At 72.7% G+C, this 14,530-nt stretch carries 17 protein-coding genes and 5 pseudogenes; all 22 read right to left on the bottom strand.

Annotation, left to right across the window (positions count from 1 at the left end):
- Nucleotides 1-3 precede the first annotated feature (3 nt).
- On the bottom strand, nt 4-897 hold the full coding sequence (fliN, locus tag E2C04_RS15015) for a flagellar motor switch protein FliN (RefSeq protein WP_135833208.1): 894 nt from the start codon (nt 895-897) through the stop codon (nt 4-6).
- On the bottom strand, nt 894-1,133 hold the full coding sequence (locus E2C04_RS20290; protein WP_238694529.1) for a FliM/FliN family flagellar motor switch protein: 240 nt from the start codon (nt 1,131-1,133) through the stop codon (nt 894-896). Before E2C04_RS20290 ends, fliN begins: the two co-directional genes overlap by 4 nt.
- Nucleotides 1,134-1,220: 87 nt before the next feature.
- Nucleotides 1,221-1,769: pseudogene (locus E2C04_RS20285) on the bottom strand (flagellar motor switch protein FliM); the annotation flags it as partial.
- 187 nt (nt 1,770-1,956) lie between these two features.
- Nucleotides 1,957-2,397 carry a flagellar basal body-associated FliL family protein gene (locus E2C04_RS15005; RefSeq protein ID WP_135833207.1) on the bottom strand — a complete coding sequence of 147 codons (441 nt, stop codon included), beginning with the start codon at nt 2,395-2,397 and terminating at the stop codon, nt 1,957-1,959.
- Nucleotides 2,394-3,275 carry an OmpA/MotB family protein gene (locus E2C04_RS15000; protein WP_135833206.1) on the bottom strand — a complete coding sequence of 294 codons (882 nt, stop codon included), beginning with the start codon at nt 3,273-3,275 and terminating at the stop codon, nt 2,394-2,396. Before E2C04_RS15000 ends, E2C04_RS15005 begins: the two co-directional genes overlap by 4 nt.
- A gap of 1 nt (nt 3,276) precedes the next feature.
- Nucleotides 3,277-4,041, bottom strand: a complete 765-nt coding sequence (locus tag E2C04_RS14995; protein WP_135833205.1) for a motility protein A — start codon at nt 4,039-4,041, stop codon at nt 3,277-3,279.
- 142 nt (nt 4,042-4,183) lie between these two features.
- Nucleotides 4,184-4,402, bottom strand: a pseudogene (locus E2C04_RS21125) (flagellar FlbD family protein); the annotation flags it as partial.
- A 104-nt stretch (nt 4,403-4,506) separates the two neighbouring features.
- Nucleotides 4,507-4,857 (bottom strand): flagellar hook-basal body complex protein, encoded by a 351-nt coding sequence (locus tag E2C04_RS20275; protein WP_238694327.1) that lies wholly within the window; start codon nt 4,855-4,857, stop codon nt 4,507-4,509.
- The gene (locus E2C04_RS20270) at nt 4,854-5,360 is read right to left on the bottom strand and encodes a flagellar hook-basal body complex protein (RefSeq protein WP_238694326.1); all 507 of its coding nucleotides are present in this window, start codon (nt 5,358-5,360) and stop codon (nt 4,854-4,856) included. The genes E2C04_RS20275 and E2C04_RS20270 overlap by 4 nt, the downstream gene beginning before the upstream one ends.
- A 68-nt stretch (nt 5,361-5,428) precedes the next feature.
- Nucleotides 5,429-5,677, bottom strand: a complete 249-nt coding sequence (locus E2C04_RS20265; protein WP_170213473.1) for an FLgD tudor-like domain-containing protein — start codon at nt 5,675-5,677, stop codon at nt 5,429-5,431.
- Nucleotides 5,678-5,748: 71 nt separating this feature from the next.
- Nucleotides 5,749-5,853: pseudogene (locus E2C04_RS22160) on the bottom strand (flagellar hook capping FlgD N-terminal domain-containing protein); the annotation flags it as partial.
- A 41-nt stretch (nt 5,854-5,894) separates the two neighbouring features.
- Nucleotides 5,895-7,169, bottom strand: a complete 1,275-nt coding sequence (locus E2C04_RS14975) for a flagellar hook-length control protein FliK (RefSeq protein WP_135833204.1) — start codon at nt 7,167-7,169, stop codon at nt 5,895-5,897.
- A complete protein-coding gene (locus tag E2C04_RS14970; RefSeq protein WP_135833203.1) occupies nt 7,166-8,140 on the bottom strand; it encodes a transglycosylase SLT domain-containing protein in 975 nt (324 codons plus the stop codon). The genes E2C04_RS14975 and E2C04_RS14970 overlap by 4 nt, the downstream gene beginning before the upstream one ends.
- Entirely contained in the window at nt 8,137-8,634 is a 498-nt protein-coding gene (locus E2C04_RS14965) for a flagellar FliJ family protein (protein WP_135833202.1), read from the bottom strand. Before E2C04_RS14965 ends, E2C04_RS14970 begins: the two co-directional genes overlap by 4 nt.
- Nucleotides 8,631-8,918: a hypothetical protein gene (locus E2C04_RS21120; protein WP_275106589.1), complete on the bottom strand. Its 288-nt coding sequence runs from the start codon at nt 8,916-8,918 to the stop codon at nt 8,631-8,633. The genes E2C04_RS14965 and E2C04_RS21120 overlap by 4 nt, the downstream gene beginning before the upstream one ends.
- Nucleotides 8,919-8,960: 42 nt before the next feature.
- Nucleotides 8,961-9,472: pseudogene (locus tag E2C04_RS21115) on the bottom strand (EscN/YscN/HrcN family type III secretion system ATPase); the annotation flags it as partial.
- A 479-nt stretch (nt 9,473-9,951) separates the two neighbouring features.
- Nucleotides 9,952-10,605 (bottom strand): FliH/SctL family protein, encoded by a 654-nt coding sequence (locus E2C04_RS14955; protein ID WP_135833201.1) that lies wholly within the window; start codon nt 10,603-10,605, stop codon nt 9,952-9,954.
- 1 nt (nt 10,606) lies between these two features.
- Nucleotides 10,607-11,623, bottom strand: a complete 1,017-nt coding sequence (fliG, locus tag E2C04_RS14950; protein WP_135833200.1) for a flagellar motor switch protein FliG — start codon at nt 11,621-11,623, stop codon at nt 10,607-10,609.
- Nucleotides 11,620-13,205: pseudogene (gene fliF, locus E2C04_RS14940) on the bottom strand (flagellar basal-body MS-ring/collar protein FliF). Before fliF ends, fliG begins: the two are co-directional and overlap by 4 nt.
- Nucleotides 13,205-13,534 carry a flagellar hook-basal body complex protein FliE gene (gene fliE / locus E2C04_RS14935; RefSeq protein ID WP_135833197.1) on the bottom strand — a complete coding sequence of 110 codons (330 nt, stop codon included), beginning with the start codon at nt 13,532-13,534 and terminating at the stop codon, nt 13,205-13,207. The pseudogene fliF and the gene fliE overlap by 1 nt, the downstream one beginning before the upstream one ends.
- Nucleotides 13,531-13,923 (bottom strand): flagellar basal body rod protein FlgC, encoded by a 393-nt coding sequence (locus tag E2C04_RS14930; RefSeq protein ID WP_135833196.1) that lies wholly within the window; start codon nt 13,921-13,923, stop codon nt 13,531-13,533. Before E2C04_RS14930 ends, fliE begins: the two co-directional genes overlap by 4 nt.
- Entirely contained in the window at nt 13,923-14,288 is a 366-nt protein-coding gene (flgB, locus tag E2C04_RS14925) for a flagellar basal body rod protein FlgB (protein ID WP_135833195.1), read from the bottom strand. Before flgB ends, E2C04_RS14930 begins: the two co-directional genes overlap by 1 nt.
- Nucleotides 14,289-14,530: the final 242 nt, after the last annotated feature.

Genomic DNA, 14,530 nt, shown 5'->3' with positions numbered 1-14,530 from the left:
GGGTCAGGCGCCCGCTTCCTCGACGATCTCGGTGATGCGCAGGCCGAAGTCCTCGTCGACCACGACGACCTCGCCGCGCGCGATGAGGCGGCCGTTGACCAGCAGGTCAGCCGGGCCGTCGGCCGCGCGGTCGAGCTCGAGCACCGTGCCGGGCGAGAGCGCGAGCAGGTCGCGCACGGCCATCCGGGTGCGGCCGAGCTCGACGGTGACCTCCATGTCGACGCCCGCCAGCATCTCGATGCCGCGGCTCGCCGGGGCGGCGGAGGAGCCGGCGAAGACCTGGCTCGTGGCCGCGCCGAACTGCTGCGGGACCGTGGCGGTGGCCGCGGGGGCGACCGGGGTCGCACCGTTGACCGCTCCGTTGACCCCGCCGTTGAGCTGCTCGGAGCCGGGCTGGGCGGGCTCGACGGGGTGCGCGAGGCGAGCGCCACCCGGGGCCGGTGCGGCGGCAGGGGCGCCAGCGGCACCCGTCAGGATCGTGTCGGGGAAAAGCACTGCGGCGTCGATGCCGTCGCCCACCAGCGGGACGACGGTGAAGGGGCCACCCAGGTCGGAGATGACCAGGGACATCTCGGTCACCACGCCCGCACGGGCGGTGGCGCCCAGGACCGCGGCCAGCGCGTCCACCGCGGGCTGGGTGGCCGCGGCCAGGTCGAGGCCGCCCAGTGGGCTCTCGGCGAGTGCTGAGACCAGGTCCTGCCCGACCAGCACCGCGACACGGTGCGTACGCCCGTCAGCGGTGGTGAGCTGGGCGGTGGCGGCACCGGCGAACGAGGCCGTAACGTGCTCGGTGCCCTGCTGGGCGCCGGCGGCCGTCAGCGGGGTGACGGCGGGCAGCACCTCGGCGGCGGCCTCCGCAGCGGCGATGGCGAGGTCGGTGTCGGTGGGGAGGGTCATCGGGTTTCCTTGGTGGCGTCGACGATGAGGGCGGCGAGTCGGGGGCCCTTGGCCCCGGGGGTGGCGTGGGCGAAGGTGGTGTCGTCGACGACGACGTCGAGCGGCGCGGTCGAGGGGTGCGAGAGGCGCAGCACGTCGCCGGGCTTCAGCGAGCCGAGGCGGTGCGGGTCCTGGTGTGTGGTGCGGAAGCGGATCGAGACGTCGACGGGCACCAGCGAGAACTGGGCCTTCAGCATCTCGGCGGCCTGCGCCTTCTTCGCGCGCTCACGGTCGGAGACGGGCGCGGGGGCGGCGGCTCGCTGGAGGTGCGGGAGCAGGCCGTTGAAGGGGAGGCAGAGGCTCATCTGGTGGGTCTGCTCACCGATGCGCAGGTCGAGGAGGACCACGACCATCGCGTCACCGGCGCCGGCGACCTGGGCGAACTGGGGGCTGTACTCGACCCCGGTCGCGGAGAGCTCGAGGTCGACGATCGAGGCGAGGCCGTAGCGCATCTCATGGAGCAGCGCGCATCAGAGGTGGGAGATCACGCTGCCCTCGATCTCGGTGAGGGGGCGCTGCGGCTGGAAGGGTGAGCCCGGGCCGCCGAGCATGTGGTCGATGCTCGCCATGGCGGCGCTCAGCGGCATGGCCACCATGCCCTGCCCGCTCATCGGCTCCGCGAGGAACTTGGTCAGGTAGGTGGGCGCCGGCAGCGAGTCGATGTACTCGTCGTAGCTCAGCTGCTGGACCGACACCAGCTGCACCTGGCAGACGGTGCGCAGCAGTGACGTGAAGACCGTCGTCGCCTGGCGGGCGAACGAGTCGAAGCCGAGCTGGAGGTTGCGCGAGTGCTCGCGGGAGAGCTGGATCGGCTGCCGGAAGTCGTAGGGCACCGGTTCGGCGCGGCGGGTACGACGTCGCGCACGGGCGCCCGAGGTCCCGGTGCGGGACACGGCTGTGGGGGCAGGAGGGGTCACGTGCTGACGAATCGGCGGCCCGCGGGCCCTCCTGAGCGTTTTCGGCCCACGGCACGGGACGCACCGTCCGGACCGTGGGTCCGGACGGTGCGTCCCGGCGGGGTCACTGGGTGACGAACTCGGTGAAGTACACCTCGAGCACCTCGCCGTGGTAGGCGTCGTCGAGCTTGGCGAGCAACGTCGTACGCAGTTTCTCGCGCTGCTCGCCGCGCGCCACGTCGGCGATCTCCAGGCCGCTGAAGACGGTGATCGCGGCGTCGAGCGCCTTGCTGCCGTTGACCTCGTGGGCGCCCTCGACCAGCTGCAGGGCCAGGCCCAGGCGCAGGTAGTGGCCGGCGGCGAGGTTGACCTGGATCGAGTCCAGCACCACCACCTCGCCGGCGACCGGCGGGCCCTCGGGCTCGGGCTTGAGGAAGAAGAACCACCCCGCGGCCCCGAGCACCAGGACCAGCACGGCCGCGATGACCACCTTCTTGCGCTTGCCGGTGCCCTCCGGGGCGTCCGCCTTCTCGGTTGCCGTGGGCGGCATCGCCGTCACCGTCATGTCCTGCCTCCTCGTTGCTTCGCGGCCTGCTCCAGCAGCTCGCGGCTCTCGGCCGGGAGGGAGGAGAGGACGACGATGTCGACTCGCTTGTTGATGCGCTGGGACCCCGGCTTGTCCGGGTCGACCAGCGGCTTCTCGTGGCCGAAGGCCGACGCGGTGAGGCGTGAGCCCTCGATGCCCTGGGTCTCGTCCAGGTGCCTCAGGACGGTGATGGCGCGGGCGGCCGACAGGTCCCAGTCGGTGGCGTAGTACTTCGGCTTCACCGGCACCTGGTTGGTGTGGCCGTCGACCTGGAGCGGGTCGGGGATCCGGCGCAGCACCTTGGAGAGGGTGTTGACGACCTTCGTGCCGCGGGGGGTCAGCTCGGCCCGGTTGGCCTCGAAGACGACGTGGCGCGAGACCAGGCTGACGACCAGGCCGCGGTTGTCGATGGTGGTGACGACGTCACGCTCGAGGCCGGCGCCCCGTATGGCCCGCTCGAGCCGGCGGCGGATCTCCAGGAGGCGGTCGACCTCGGCCTGCACGTCGCCGTACGCCCGCTGCTGGCGCAGCTGCTCCTTGCGGGTGACCGCGGCCTCGACCGCCTGGCGCTGCTCGGCGGTGAGGTCGGGGTCGTCCTCGTTGGGGAGCGGGGTGACCGGGGCGCTGCCCTTGTTGTCGAGCAGCGCTCGGGAGCCGTCCATCACGGTGGCCGACTGGCCGAAGCCGGCCGCGAGGCCCTGCTTCAGCGCGTCGTACTTCTCCTCGTCGACCTGGCTCATCGCGAACATGACGATGAAGAGCACCATCAGCAGCGTCACCATGTCGGCGTAGGTGACCATCCACCGCTCGTGGTTCTCGTGCTCCTCCTCGAGCTCACGACGCTTGCGGCGAGCCATCTCAGGCCGCCTCGGCGTGCTGTCCCGCGGGGAGGAGCGAGGTCAGCTTCTGGGCCACGACCCGGGGGTTGGAGCCGGACTGGATGGCGGCGATGCCCTCGATGGCGACCTCCATGCGGGTGGTCTCGAGCTCGCTGAGGCGCTTGAGACGGCTGCTGATCGGCAGCCACAGGACGTTGGCGGAGAAGACGCCCCACAGGGTGGCGAGGAAGGCGGCACCGATCAGGTGGCCGAGCTTCTCGGGCTCGGCGAGGCTCTCGAGCACGTGCACGAGGCCCATGACGGTGCCGACGATGCCGATGGTGGGGGCGTAGGCCCCGGCGTCGGCGAAGAACTTGGCGGAGTGCTTGTCCTGGGCCTTCTTGGCGTAGACCTCGGCCTCGAGGATCTCGCGGACCTCCTCGGGGTCGGTGCCGTCGATCGCCAAGGTCATGCCTTTGACCAGGAACGGGTCGTCGATGTCGCGCAGCGAGTCCTCGAGGGCGAGCAGGCCCTCGCGGCGGGCGCGCTCGGCCAGGGAGACGACGACGGGCACCAGGTCGGCGGAGCTGGCGGGCTTGCCGGTGAAGGCGCGCTTGAGGGCGACCATGGCGTGCTTGGCGTCGGCCACGGTGCCACCGGCGAAGGTGATCGCCAGGGTGGCTCCGAAGACCAGGAGCATCGGCGGCAGCAGGAACATCGCCGTCGGGTCGCCGCCCTCGAGGATGTTGGCGATCGCGATCACCGCGAAGGCCAGGACGATGCCGATCAGGGTGGCCGGATCCATCAGATCTCCTCCTCGGGAGCGTCTCGGGCTCGACGCTCGGCAGCGGTGCGACCGGGGCCAGGTGGGTCGTGGCGGGGGCAGGCGCCGGCGTACGCCCGGAGCTTGGGTCGAGCTGCCAGGAGAGCGCGACGATCTCGCTGCGGTAGGTGCGCACGGCGTCGATGACCTGGGTCATCGAGTCGGCCACGACGTACTTGGTGCCGTCGGTGAGCGTCACGACGGTGTCGGGGGTCGCGTCGATGCGTTCGATCAGGTCTGCGTTGAGCACGAAGGCCTTGCCCGACAGACGGTCAACATGATCATCGAGCGCACCATCCTTGTGCTGTCCATGGCGTCGGCCCGTCCGTGGGCCGACATCCACCCCATCGGCGGGCCGCGACGGCACCTGAGGCGTACAAGGGGCCGAAAATGCCGACGACCGGCGCGGCCCCGGTGGGGGACGCGCCGGTCGCGGCAGGGGAGTCGTCAGCGCTTGATGTTGACGAGCTCCTCGAGCACCTGGTCGGAGGTGGTGATGACGCGCGAGCTGGCCTGGAAGCCACGCTGGGCGAGGATGAGGTTGGTGAACTCCGCGGCGAGGTCGACGTTGGACATCTCCAGCGCGCCACCCACGATCTTGCCCATCTGGCCCTGGCCGGGGGTGCTGATCTGCGCGGCACCGGAGTTGGCGCTGGCGCGGAAGGAGGTCTCGCCGACCTTCTCCAGGCCCTGGACGTTGGTGAAGTTGGCCAGGGCGATCTGCGCGATGTCGCGCTGCACGCCGTCGGAGAAGATGCCGCGCACCTTGCCGTCGCTGCCGATCTGGTAGGAGGTCATGGTGACGCCCGCGGGACCGCCGGCACGGCGTTGGCGACGTCGAGGGTGACGTCGACGAGGCCACCGGTGGTGTTGCCCGCGGCGTCGAGCAGGTAGCCCTGCACCCGGTTGCCGCTGGGGGTGACCAGCACGCCGGTCTCGTCGAAGGCGAAGGCGCCGGCGCGGGTGTAGAGCTGCTCGTTGCCCTTGCGGACCACGAACATGCCGTCGCCCTGGATCATCAGGTCGGTCGCCCGGCCGGTGGTCTGGGCCGAGCCCTGGCCGAAGTTGGTGGCGGTGGCGGCGAGCTGCACGCCGAGACCGACCTGGGTCGGGTTGGTGCCGCCGCCGGTCGCGTTGGCCGCGGTGGCGCCACCGAGCAGCTGGCTGAGGGTGTCCTGGAAGACGGTGGTCGACGACTTGAAGCCGGTGGTGTTGGCGTTGGCGATGTTGTTGCCGGTGACGTCGAGCATGGTCTGGTTGACGCGCAGGCCGGAGATGCCGGAGAAGAGTGAGCGGAGCATGGGGTTTCCTCGCAGAGTCGGGGAGAAGGGACGTTCAGGAAAGGTCAGCCGGAGGTCCGGCCGGAGGGTCAGTCGGAGTCGGAGTCGGTGGTCGCGTCGGGGGTGGATGTCCCGTCGGTGACCGAGACGACGTTGGCCAGCGGCACCTCGGTGCCGCCGATGTCCAGCACCGGACCCGAGGCGCCGAAGGTCACGCCGGAGACGACGCCCTTGTGGATCTCGCCGTCGGCGTCGCTCCAGGTGACGTGACGACCGACGAGGCCGCTGGCGCCGAAGGCCATCTGGGAGGCGAGCAGCAGGGAGGTCTGGTCCGCCACGGACTGCATCTTCTCGAGCGCGGTGAACTGCGCCGACTGGGCGAGGAACTCGCCGGAGTCGGTGGGTTGAGCGGGTCCTGGTAACGCATCTGGGTGACCAGGAGCTGCAGGAACATGTCCTTGTCCTGGGTCGTCTGCGTCGCGGTGCTTCCGGTTCCGAACAGTCCCGGAGTCACGGCCTCGGTGGCCGGGATCGACACGTTTCCTCCTCACAGGGTCAGGTCGAGGCCCGCAGCGCGGGTCGACCTGACCGGGTCGTGCGGCAGGCGGGTGTCGCCGGTCCGCGGTGGCTGCCGTCCATGGCGTTCTCTCCTTCACGCGTCCCTGCGTGGTGGTCCTGGTCGCGGCGGGCGTCGTCGGCGCCCCGGCCGCTGGTGGTCGGGCCCTGGCCCTCGTACGCCTGGCCCGCGGTGCCGCCCGCGGTGCTGCCGGCGGTGGAGCCGTCGCGCACGGTGACCCGGCTCTCGCTCGCACCGGTCAGCTCGAGCAGGCGGCGCAGCTCGGGCGCGCCCTCGAGCAGGGCACGCCGGGCCTCGTCGCCGGCGGCGAAGTCGACGGTGACCTCGCCGTTGCGGACGGTGAGCGTCACGCGGACGTCGCCGAGCGCCTCGGGGGTGAGGGTCACGGTGAGCCGATGGGTGCCGTCGCCGCGGGTGACCAGGCGCGACACCTCGCCGAAGACCTGGTCGGCCACCGGAGGGGCGGCCGGGGCCGGGGTCGCGGTCGGCGTCGCGGCGGACGCGGCTGTCGTGGGAGCACCGGGAGCCACGGCCTGGACCGGCGTCATGGTCGAGACGTCGATGCCAGGGGAGGGGCTCGTGGCGGGGCTCGGGGTCGTGGCCACGGGCGTACCGGGGGCGGCAGCAGCGGCTGTCTCGCGGCCGGGCGCGGTCTGGAGCTCCGGGGACCCGGAGCCGGTGTCGGAGCCGGCGTCGGACTGGCCGGACGGGCCGGGCGACTGGGTCGGGGCCGCAGGCGGAAGCGGGGCTCCCGGCGCGACGCTCCCGGCGAGGGGGCCGGCCTGCGGTGCGCCGGCGGCGGGCAGCGGCTGCGGGCGTACGCCCGACTCGTCGCCGACGGCACCGGCGACGTCGACCGGGGCGGCGGCGGGTGCCTCGGCCAGGCGGACGGCCTCGGTCACCGCGGCCGGCGGGGCGGGCAGCGACGCCAGCACCGGGGCCGGGGCCACGGAGGCAACGAACGGGGCGGCCACGGTCGCCACCTCGCCCTCAGGCTGCTCGGGCTCCGCGTCGACGTCCTCCTGGGGTGCGGTCGCGCCGTCCGGGTCGACCGGCAGGCCGGTGAGCGGGGCGGTCGGGACGCCGGGGGTCGCCGGGCCCGCAGGGGCAGCCGGGGCCGCGCCGGGCAGGGCCGCGAGCAGCATCGCGAGGAAGCCGCCCGAGGCAGCGCCCGACGCACCTGACGAGGCGGCCACGCCGCCTGCAGGGGCGGCCGGAGCCGCGCTGGCCGGCAGCGGGGGGAGTGCGGTCATCGGGCGCCCTCCAGCATCGCCATGATCGAGCGCACGTAGTTCTGCGTCTCCTGGTAGGGCGGGATGCCGCCGTGGCGCATCACCGCGCCCGGCCCGGCGTTGTACGCAGCCAGCGCCAGGTCGGTGCTGCCGAAGCGGTCGAGCAGGTCGCGCAGGAGCCGTGCGGCGCCGTCGACGGCCTGGCCGGGGTCGAAGGAGTTGGTGACGCCGAGGCCCTGGGCGGTCGCGGGCATCAGCTGCATCAGGCCCTGGGCGCCGGCCGAGCTGACCGCGTTCGGGTCGAAGCCGGACTCCTGGCGCGCGACGGCGGCGAGCAGGGCCGGGGAGACGCCGTGCGCCGCACCGGCGTTGGTGAAGAGCTGGGCGAAGGCGGCGCCGTCGGCGGGGAGGCCGGGCAGCGTCGGCAGCGCCGTCGCCTGCGTGCCGGCGACCCCGTCGGGGACGATCCGGCGGATCACGTCGGGCGTGGTGGGCACGTCGATGATCCGGACGTCGAGGCCGGTGCGCGGTGCCTCGATCATCTTGCCGTTGCCGATGTAGATGGCGATGTGGTCGACGCCCTTGTTGCGGCTGGAGTTGTCCCAGGCGAGCAGGTCGCCGGGCTGGGCCTGCGCCATGCTCGCGACCGGACGGCCGGCGGCGGCCTGCTGGTAGGAGACGCGCGGCAGCTCGTAGCCCAGGTTGCGGTAGACCAGCTGGACCAGGCCCGAGCAGTCCAAGCCCTTCGACGGGTCCGTGCCGCCCCAGACGTAAGGGATGCCGAGGTACTTCTTCGCCTCGTCGACCACGGCCTGGCCCTCGGCCGAGCCACCGGACGCGCCGGTGCCGCCCGTCGTGCCGGCGTCGAGGAGGGCCCCCTCCAGGGCAGCGCTGAAGGCCGCCTGACCGGTGGAGAGGGAGGGGGTGGGGGCGAGCAGCGACAGCTGGCCCTGGATCTCGGAGATCCGACTGGTGACGTCGGCGACGCTCATCGGGCACCTTGCGGGTCGAGGGGGGAACAGGTGGGGGAGGAGACGGTGGAGACGGGGAGGGATGCCTGGGCGCGGCTCCAGAGCTGGGCGGCGATGTCGTCGAGCTCGACGGCCTCGCGGTGCGCCCGCTCGACGCGCCGGGCCTCGGCGCGGTTGGCCAGCAGCGACTCGACGGCCGAGAGGCGTGCCTTGTCGGTGGACCAGTGCGCCTGGGCGGAGTCGGCGATGCGCTGGGCCGCGCCCAGCTGATCGGTGGCCACGCCGGCCGCTGCGCCGATCGCCAGGACGGCGTCGCGGCGGGCGCGGAAGGACGTGGCGTCGCCCTCCTCCCAGGCGGGGGAGGAGGCCAGTTGCTCGGTGAGCGCGGCGACGCGGGCACGCCGCTGCTCGCGCTCGGTCAGCGCCTGCTGCAGGCCGATCCGGCTGTCGCGCTCGCGGACGGCGCGCACGCGCTCGACGGCCCGCATGCCGCGGTCGAGGTCCCGGGCGCTCACGACGCCGCCTCCAGCTCAGCGGGATGCAGCAGGGCGTGCAGGCGGCCCCAGGTGTCGGCCGTCGGGGTGGAGTCGTCCATCTCCTGGCGCAGGAAGTCGTTGATCCGCGGCATCAGGGCGAGCGCCTGGTCGGCGTCGGGGTCGGCGCCACGGGCGTACGCCCCGATCTCGACAAGCTCCTTGACGTCGCGGTGCGCGGCCAGCAGACGCCGCAGCTGGGTCGCGTCGCGGCGCTGGTCGGGGGTGGTGACCGCGCCGTTGACGCGGGAGATCGACTCGAGCACGTCGATGCTGGGGAAGTGGCCGGAGGTGGCCAGGCGCCGGGAGAGCACCACGTGGCCGTCGAGGATCGAGCGGGCGGTGTCACCGATCGGGTCCTGCATGTCGTCGCCCTCGACGAGGACCGTGTAGAGGCCGGTGATGCTGCCGACCGGAGAGGTTCCGGCCCGCTCGAGCAGCCGCGGCATCAGCGCGAAGACGCTCGGCGGGTAGCCGCGGGTGGCGGGCGGCTCGCCGGCCGAGAGACCGATCTCGCGCTGGGCCATCGCCACCCGGGTGAGGCTGTCCATCATCAGCACCACGTCGCGGCCCTCGTCGCGGAACGACTCGGCGATGCGGGTGGCGACGAAGGCGGCGCGCAGGCGCTCGACGGGCGGGGGTCGGAGGTGGCGACGACCACGACCGAGCGGGCCAGGCCCTCGGGTCCGAGGTCGTTCTCGATGAACTCGCGCACCTCGCGGCCGCGCTCACCGACCAGCGCCAGGACGCAGATCTCGGCGTCGGTGCCGCGGGCGACCATGGAGAGCAGGCTCGACTTGCCCACGCCGGAGCCGGCCATGATGCCGAGGCGCTGGCCGCGTCCGCAGGGGACGAGGGAGTCCAGCGCCCGGACGCCGAGGCCGAGCTGGTGCACGATGCGCGGGCGGGCCAGCGCGTCGGGGGCGGGGTGGTCGACGCCGACCAGGGGCAGGTGGTCGAGCGACGGGCCGTCGTCGATCGGGCGGCCGAGGCCGTCGAGCACGCGTCCGCGCAGCTCCTCGCCGACCCGGATCCGCAGGGGACCGCCGGTGTGGCGCACCAGGGAGCCCGCGGTGAGGCCGGTGGTGGAGCCCAGCGGGAGGCAGGTCAGGCCCTCGGGGCCGCTGGCGGCGACCTCCGCCAGCACCGGGGTGTCGCCCTCGACCTCGACGAGGTCGCCGACGGCGGCCGGCAGGCCGGTCACGACCAGCTGCAGACCGAGCACCTGGGAGACCCGGCCGAGGCGGACCGGGGCTGCGGCGGTGAGGGCGGCCACGGACGTACGCGGCTCGAGGGCGCTCACGTGAGCACCTCGCGCACCCGGGTCATCGCGGTGTCGACCCGCAGGTCGAGCGCGTGGTCGTCGACCTCGACGACCGCGTCGAGACGACCCAGGGTGGGGTCGCCGACGCAGCTCGTGCCGTCGGCCAGCGCGGCCAGCTCGGGCGCCTGGAGGTGGTCGGGGTGCAGGCGCACGCGCGCGACCTCGCCGGCGGGTGCGAGGGCGAGCACACGGCGTACGACGTCGGCCGCGCCCGCACCCCGGACCTCGTGCCCGACGAGCTCCTCGGTCAGCGCCCAGGCCAGCTCGGTGGCCTGGGTCTCGACCCGGGCGGCAGCGCCGTCGAGCACGGCGCGCAGCTGCGCGGCGGCGTCGAGCAGGGCCTGCACCGACTCGCGGTGCTCCGCGGCACGCTTCGCCTCGGCCAGCGCCAGGCGCTCGGCCTCGACCGCCGCGACCTCGCGGGCCTCGGCGGCCGCCTCGCGGCGACCCTGCGCCCAGCCCACGGAGTAGCCCTGGGCCTGCGCCGCGGCGCGGGCCTGCTCGGCGACCTCCGTCAGGGTGCGCTCGCTGACCGCGTCGCCCAGGGCGTTGTCGGGGGCGAGACGGGTCCAGGTCCCGACCCGCAGGTCGCGGGTGCGGAAGGGAGCGACGTCGGACTCGGTGGTCATGTCAGTCGACGAACTCGTCGTCGTTGCCACGGCGCACCATGATCTGGCCCTGCTCCTCGAGGCGGCGGATGGTCCGGATGATGTTCTGCCTGGCCTCCTCGACCTGCGTGAGCCTGACCGGGCCGAGCAGCTCGACCTCCTCGAGCAGGTTCTCCGCGGCACGCTCGGAGAGGTTGCCGGTGATCTTGTTGCGGACCGCGCCCTCGGGCACGCCCTTGAGGGCGAGCGCCAGGTCGGCCCCGTCGACCTCGCGCAGCACCTGCTGCACGGAGCGGTCGTCGAGGGTGACGATGTCCTCGAACATGAACATCTTGCTCTTGATCTCGTCGGCCAGGGCGGCGTCGAGCGCCTCCAGGCCCTCGACGATCTGACGCTCGGTCGAGCGGTCGGAGCGGTTGATGATGTTGACCAGCGGGTCGACGCCGCCGACCTGCGACAGCTCGGTGGGCTGCAGCATCGAGGAGAGCTTGCGCTCCAGGACGGCCTCGACGGCGCGGATCATCTCGGGGGAGGTCCGGTCCATCACGGCGATGCGGTGCGCGACCTGCGCCTGCAGCATGGGTGTGAGCCCCGACAGCAGCAGCGACGCCTTGTCCGCGGTCATGTGGGCGAGGACCAGGGCAATGACCTGGGGGTGCTCGTCGGCGATGAAGGAGCGGATCTGGGCGGGGTCGGCACGGTGCAGGAACTGGAAGGGCATCTGCACCGCGGCGGCGTTGAGCCGCTCGATGACCTCGGCCGCGCGCTCGGGGCCGAGGGACTCCACCAGCATCTGGTGGGCGAAGTCGAGCCCGCCCTTGGAGACGTGGGCCCGGGCGACCATGAGGTCGTGGAACTCCGAGAGCACGTTGTTGGACTCGTCGGCACCCACCGAGCTGAGGCGGGCGATCTCCGCGGAGACCAGCTCGACCTCCGACTCGGAGAGGTGGTTCATCACCTGGGCGGCCTTCTCGCGGCCCATCTGGATCAGCAGCACGGCGCTCTTGCGCACGCCTGCCGTCGTGGTCACGGCGCTCATCGGGGCGGCTCCACGAGCCAGCCGCGCAGCAGCGCGGCGACGTCCTCGGGCTGGCGCTCGACCAGGGCCGCGAGCTCGTCACGCATCTTCTCGACCTCGTCCTGCTCGGCCGACTCCAGCGCAGCCAGGGCCGGGTTGGGTTCGGGCAGCGCCTCGGCACGGGTCTGCGCGTCCAGGCGGAGCTGCTCGACCACGTAGTTGGTGGCCTCGGCACGGGCGCGGGCGCGGCGGCGGCCCTGCAGCCAGGCGAGCAGGCCGACGAGGACCACGACGACACCGATGGCGACGTTGCGGATGAGCGCCAGGCGCGCAGCCTTGGCCTCGGCCTCCTCCGCGGCGGCCAGCTCGGCCTCGGCGGCCTCCTGGGCGCTGCGGTCGAAGGGCATCGAGGTGACCTCGACGGTGTCGCCACGGTCGAGGTCCTCACCGATGGCGGCCGCGATCAGGCGCCGCATGTCGGCGTTGCTGACCTTGATCGGGGCGCTGCTGTCGATCGCCACACCGATGTGCAGCGAGTCGACGCCACCGGGGCGGACTCACGGCGCTCGACGACGGAGTTGACCGCGTTGTCCTCGGTGGTGGAGTTCTTGGAGTAGTTGCCGTTGCCGTTGCCGTTGCCGTCGAGCTCGGTGTTGCCCTCGGGGCCGACCACGCCGCCGACGCCGGGGGCGCCTGGGCCGGTGTAGGTCTCGCGCTGGCGGTTGCTCGACAGCGGCTTGGCGTCGGGGTCCGACTCGTACGTCGTGCTGGTGCTGACCGACTTGTCGAAGTCGAGGTCGGCGGTCACCGCGACGGTGGAGTTGCCGGGGCCGACGACGGTGTCGAGCGTGCGCTGGATCTTGGCGTTGAGCTCGTCCTGGTACTCCTGGATCGCCTGGGCGCGGGTGCCGGCGCCCAGGCCGCCCGAGGCGGCGTCGGCGGAGAGCACGCGACCGCTGGCGTCGGCGACCGTCACCTTCTCGGGCGCGAGGCCGTCGACGCTGGAGGCGACCAGGTGGACCACGGCCTGCACCTGGTCGGGGGTGAAGGACTTGCCGGCCTGGGTGTCGACCAGGACGGAGGCGGTGGTGGGGTCCTGCTCCTTGGCGAAGACCTGCTTGGCCGGCATGGCCAGGTGCACGACGGCGGTGTTGACCCCGTCGATGGCCTCGATGGTGCTGGCGAGCTCGCCCTCCATGGCGCGCTTGAAGGAGGTCTGCTCCTGGAACTGCGAGGTCGAGAGGCTCTGCTCGTCGAGCAGGGAGTAGCCGTCGCCGCTGCTGTTGGCGGGGAGGCCCTCGCCGCTCAGCGCGATCCGGGTCTCGTGCACCTGCTCCTTGGGCACCAGCACGGAGTTGCCGTCGGCGGAGAGCTTGTGCGGCACGCCCTTGGCGGTGAGCTCCTCGATGACGGCGGCCGCGTCCTCGGAGCTCATCTGCGAGTAGAGGGGGCTGTAGCTCGGGGTGGCGACCCACCGGAAGACCATGAAGCCGGCGAGCAGCAGCGCGCGCACGCCGACGCCCGCGATGACCTTCTGGCCGGTGTTGATCCCGGCCAGGGACTCGCGGACGCGGGTGAGGAGGCGGGTGGCGTTCTCCTTCATCAGACCTGCATCCGCATGATCTCGTTGAAGGCCTCGACCGCACGGTTGCGCACGGCGACCGTCAGCTGGGTGGTCACGCTGGCCTCGGTCGCGGCGATCGTGTAGTCGTGCATGCTGTCGAGGTCACCGGTGGCGGCCTTCACGGCGAGCTGGTCGGCGTTGGTCTGCACCGACTCGAGGCGCTCGATGCCGTCGAGCAGCAGCTCGCCGAACTCCGCGCCGGTGCCGTCGGGCCCCTGCGGCCCTGCGACGGTCGGGACGGCGGTCGGGGTGACCACCGGGGCGACGTACGGCGTGAAGCCCATCGCCTCGATACCAGAGATGCTCATGAGCGTCCGATCTGCAGGGCTGCGTTGTAGGAGTCCTGGGCGTTCTTGGTGACCTGCACCGACGCCTGGAAGCCGCGCTGGGCCATGACCAGCTGGCTCATCTGGCTGGACATGTCGATGTCGGGCATGCGCACGTAGCCGTTCTCGTCGGCCAGCGGGTGGTCCGGGCTGTGGACCATCCGGCCCTCGGCGTCGCCGTACTCGATGCCGCCGACCCGGACACCACCGTCGGGGCGGGTGCGCGCCACGACCATCTGGGCCTGGAAGGCGTCCTCGTCGGTGCTGGTGACGGTGTTGACGTTGGAGATGTTGTGCGCCAGCGCGTCCAGCCACGTCTGGTGCATGCCGAGGCTCGAGCCCGCGATGCGGAGCATGTCGAAGGCGCCCATCACTGGCCCGTCGCTGCGGTGCGGACCACGGAGAGCCGGTCGGAGGCCGCCCGGGTCAGGAGCGAGTACTGGAACTGCGACTGGATCGCGGCGAGCGACTCCTTGCGCAGGTCGACGTTGTTGCCGTTCAGGCCCACCGGCGTGTTGGTGGGGATCCCGCGGGCGGTCACGGCCGCGTCACCGTCGGCGAAGGAGCCCGACGCGATGGCCTGGCGCAGCGACGACTCGAAGTCGACCGAGGTGGCGCGGAAGCCGGGGGTGTCGACGTTGGCGATGTTGTCCGCGATCACGCGCTGACGCAGGGAGACCCCGTCCAGGGCGGAGTTGAGCACGCGGGAGACCGCGTCGGAGACGGCGAAGGGCAAGGCAGGGAACCTCTCGGGGAGGGGGTTGCCGGTCCTTCGGCGGGGATGAGCGCTCCGTGCTCGCAGTTCACTTCGGCGGCTCGCCGAGGCAGTTGAGGAGAACTGCGGGACGAATGTCGACGTGGGCTGCGGATGCGCGCACCACCCGAGAAGGACCAGCGTCTGGGGGGAGGGGTGCTGGTCCGGCTCGTCCCCCGACGGTGCGCAAGGGGGTGCGCAGGAGTGCGCAGGGGGCGAGCCTG

Origin of the sequence: Nocardioides daphniae, from assembly GCF_004777465.1 — a bacterium.
GTDB lineage: Bacteria > Actinomycetota > Actinomycetes > Propionibacteriales > Nocardioidaceae > Nocardioides > Nocardioides daphniae.
Note: the sequence above shows the minus strand (reverse complement) of the source record. Positions and strands in the feature narration are given on the sequence as shown.

Excerpts from the sequence above, each read along its gene's own strand:
- E2C04_RS15005 (WP_135833207.1), bottom strand. The coding sequence starts at position 2,397 with ATGACGGTGACGGCGATGCCGCCCACGGCAACCGAGAAGGCGGACGCC.
- E2C04_RS20290 (WP_238694529.1), bottom strand. The coding sequence starts at position 1,133 with ATGCTGAAGGCCCAGTTCTCGCTGGTGCCCGTCGACGTCTCGATCCGC.
- E2C04_RS20270 (WP_238694326.1), bottom strand. The coding sequence starts at position 5,360 with ATGCTCCGCTCACTCTTCTCCGGCATCTCCGGCCTGCGCGTCAACCAG.
- fliN (WP_135833208.1), bottom strand. The coding sequence starts at position 897 with ATGACCCTCCCCACCGACACCGACCTCGCCATCGCCGCTGCGGAGGCC.
- E2C04_RS20275 (WP_238694327.1), bottom strand. The coding sequence starts at position 4,857 with ATGACCTCCTACCAGATCGGCAGCGACGGCAAGGTGCGCGGCATCTTC.
- fliE (WP_135833197.1), bottom strand. The coding sequence starts at position 13,534 with ATGAGCATCTCTGGTATCGAGGCGATGGGCTTCACGCCGTACGTCGCC.
- E2C04_RS15000 (WP_135833206.1), bottom strand. The coding sequence starts at position 3,275 with ATGGCTCGCCGCAAGCGTCGTGAGCTCGAGGAGGAGCACGAGAACCAC.
- E2C04_RS14995 (WP_135833205.1), bottom strand. The coding sequence starts at position 4,041 with ATGGATCCGGCCACCCTGATCGGCATCGTCCTGGCCTTCGCGGTGATC.
- E2C04_RS14975 (WP_135833204.1), bottom strand. The coding sequence starts at position 7,169 with ATGACCGCACTCCCCCCGCTGCCGGCCAGCGCGGCTCCGGCCGCCCCT.
- E2C04_RS14970 (WP_135833203.1), bottom strand. The coding sequence starts at position 8,140 with ATGAGCGTCGCCGACGTCACCAGTCGGATCTCCGAGATCCAGGGCCAG.
- E2C04_RS14930 (WP_135833196.1), bottom strand. The coding sequence starts at position 13,923 with ATGGGCGCCTTCGACATGCTCCGCATCGCGGGCTCGAGCCTCGGCATG.
- fliG (WP_135833200.1), bottom strand. The coding sequence starts at position 11,623 with ATGAGCGCCGTGACCACGACGGCAGGCGTGCGCAAGAGCGCCGTGCTG.
- E2C04_RS14955 (WP_135833201.1), bottom strand. The coding sequence starts at position 10,605 with ATGACCACCGAGTCCGACGTCGCTCCCTTCCGCACCCGCGACCTGCGG.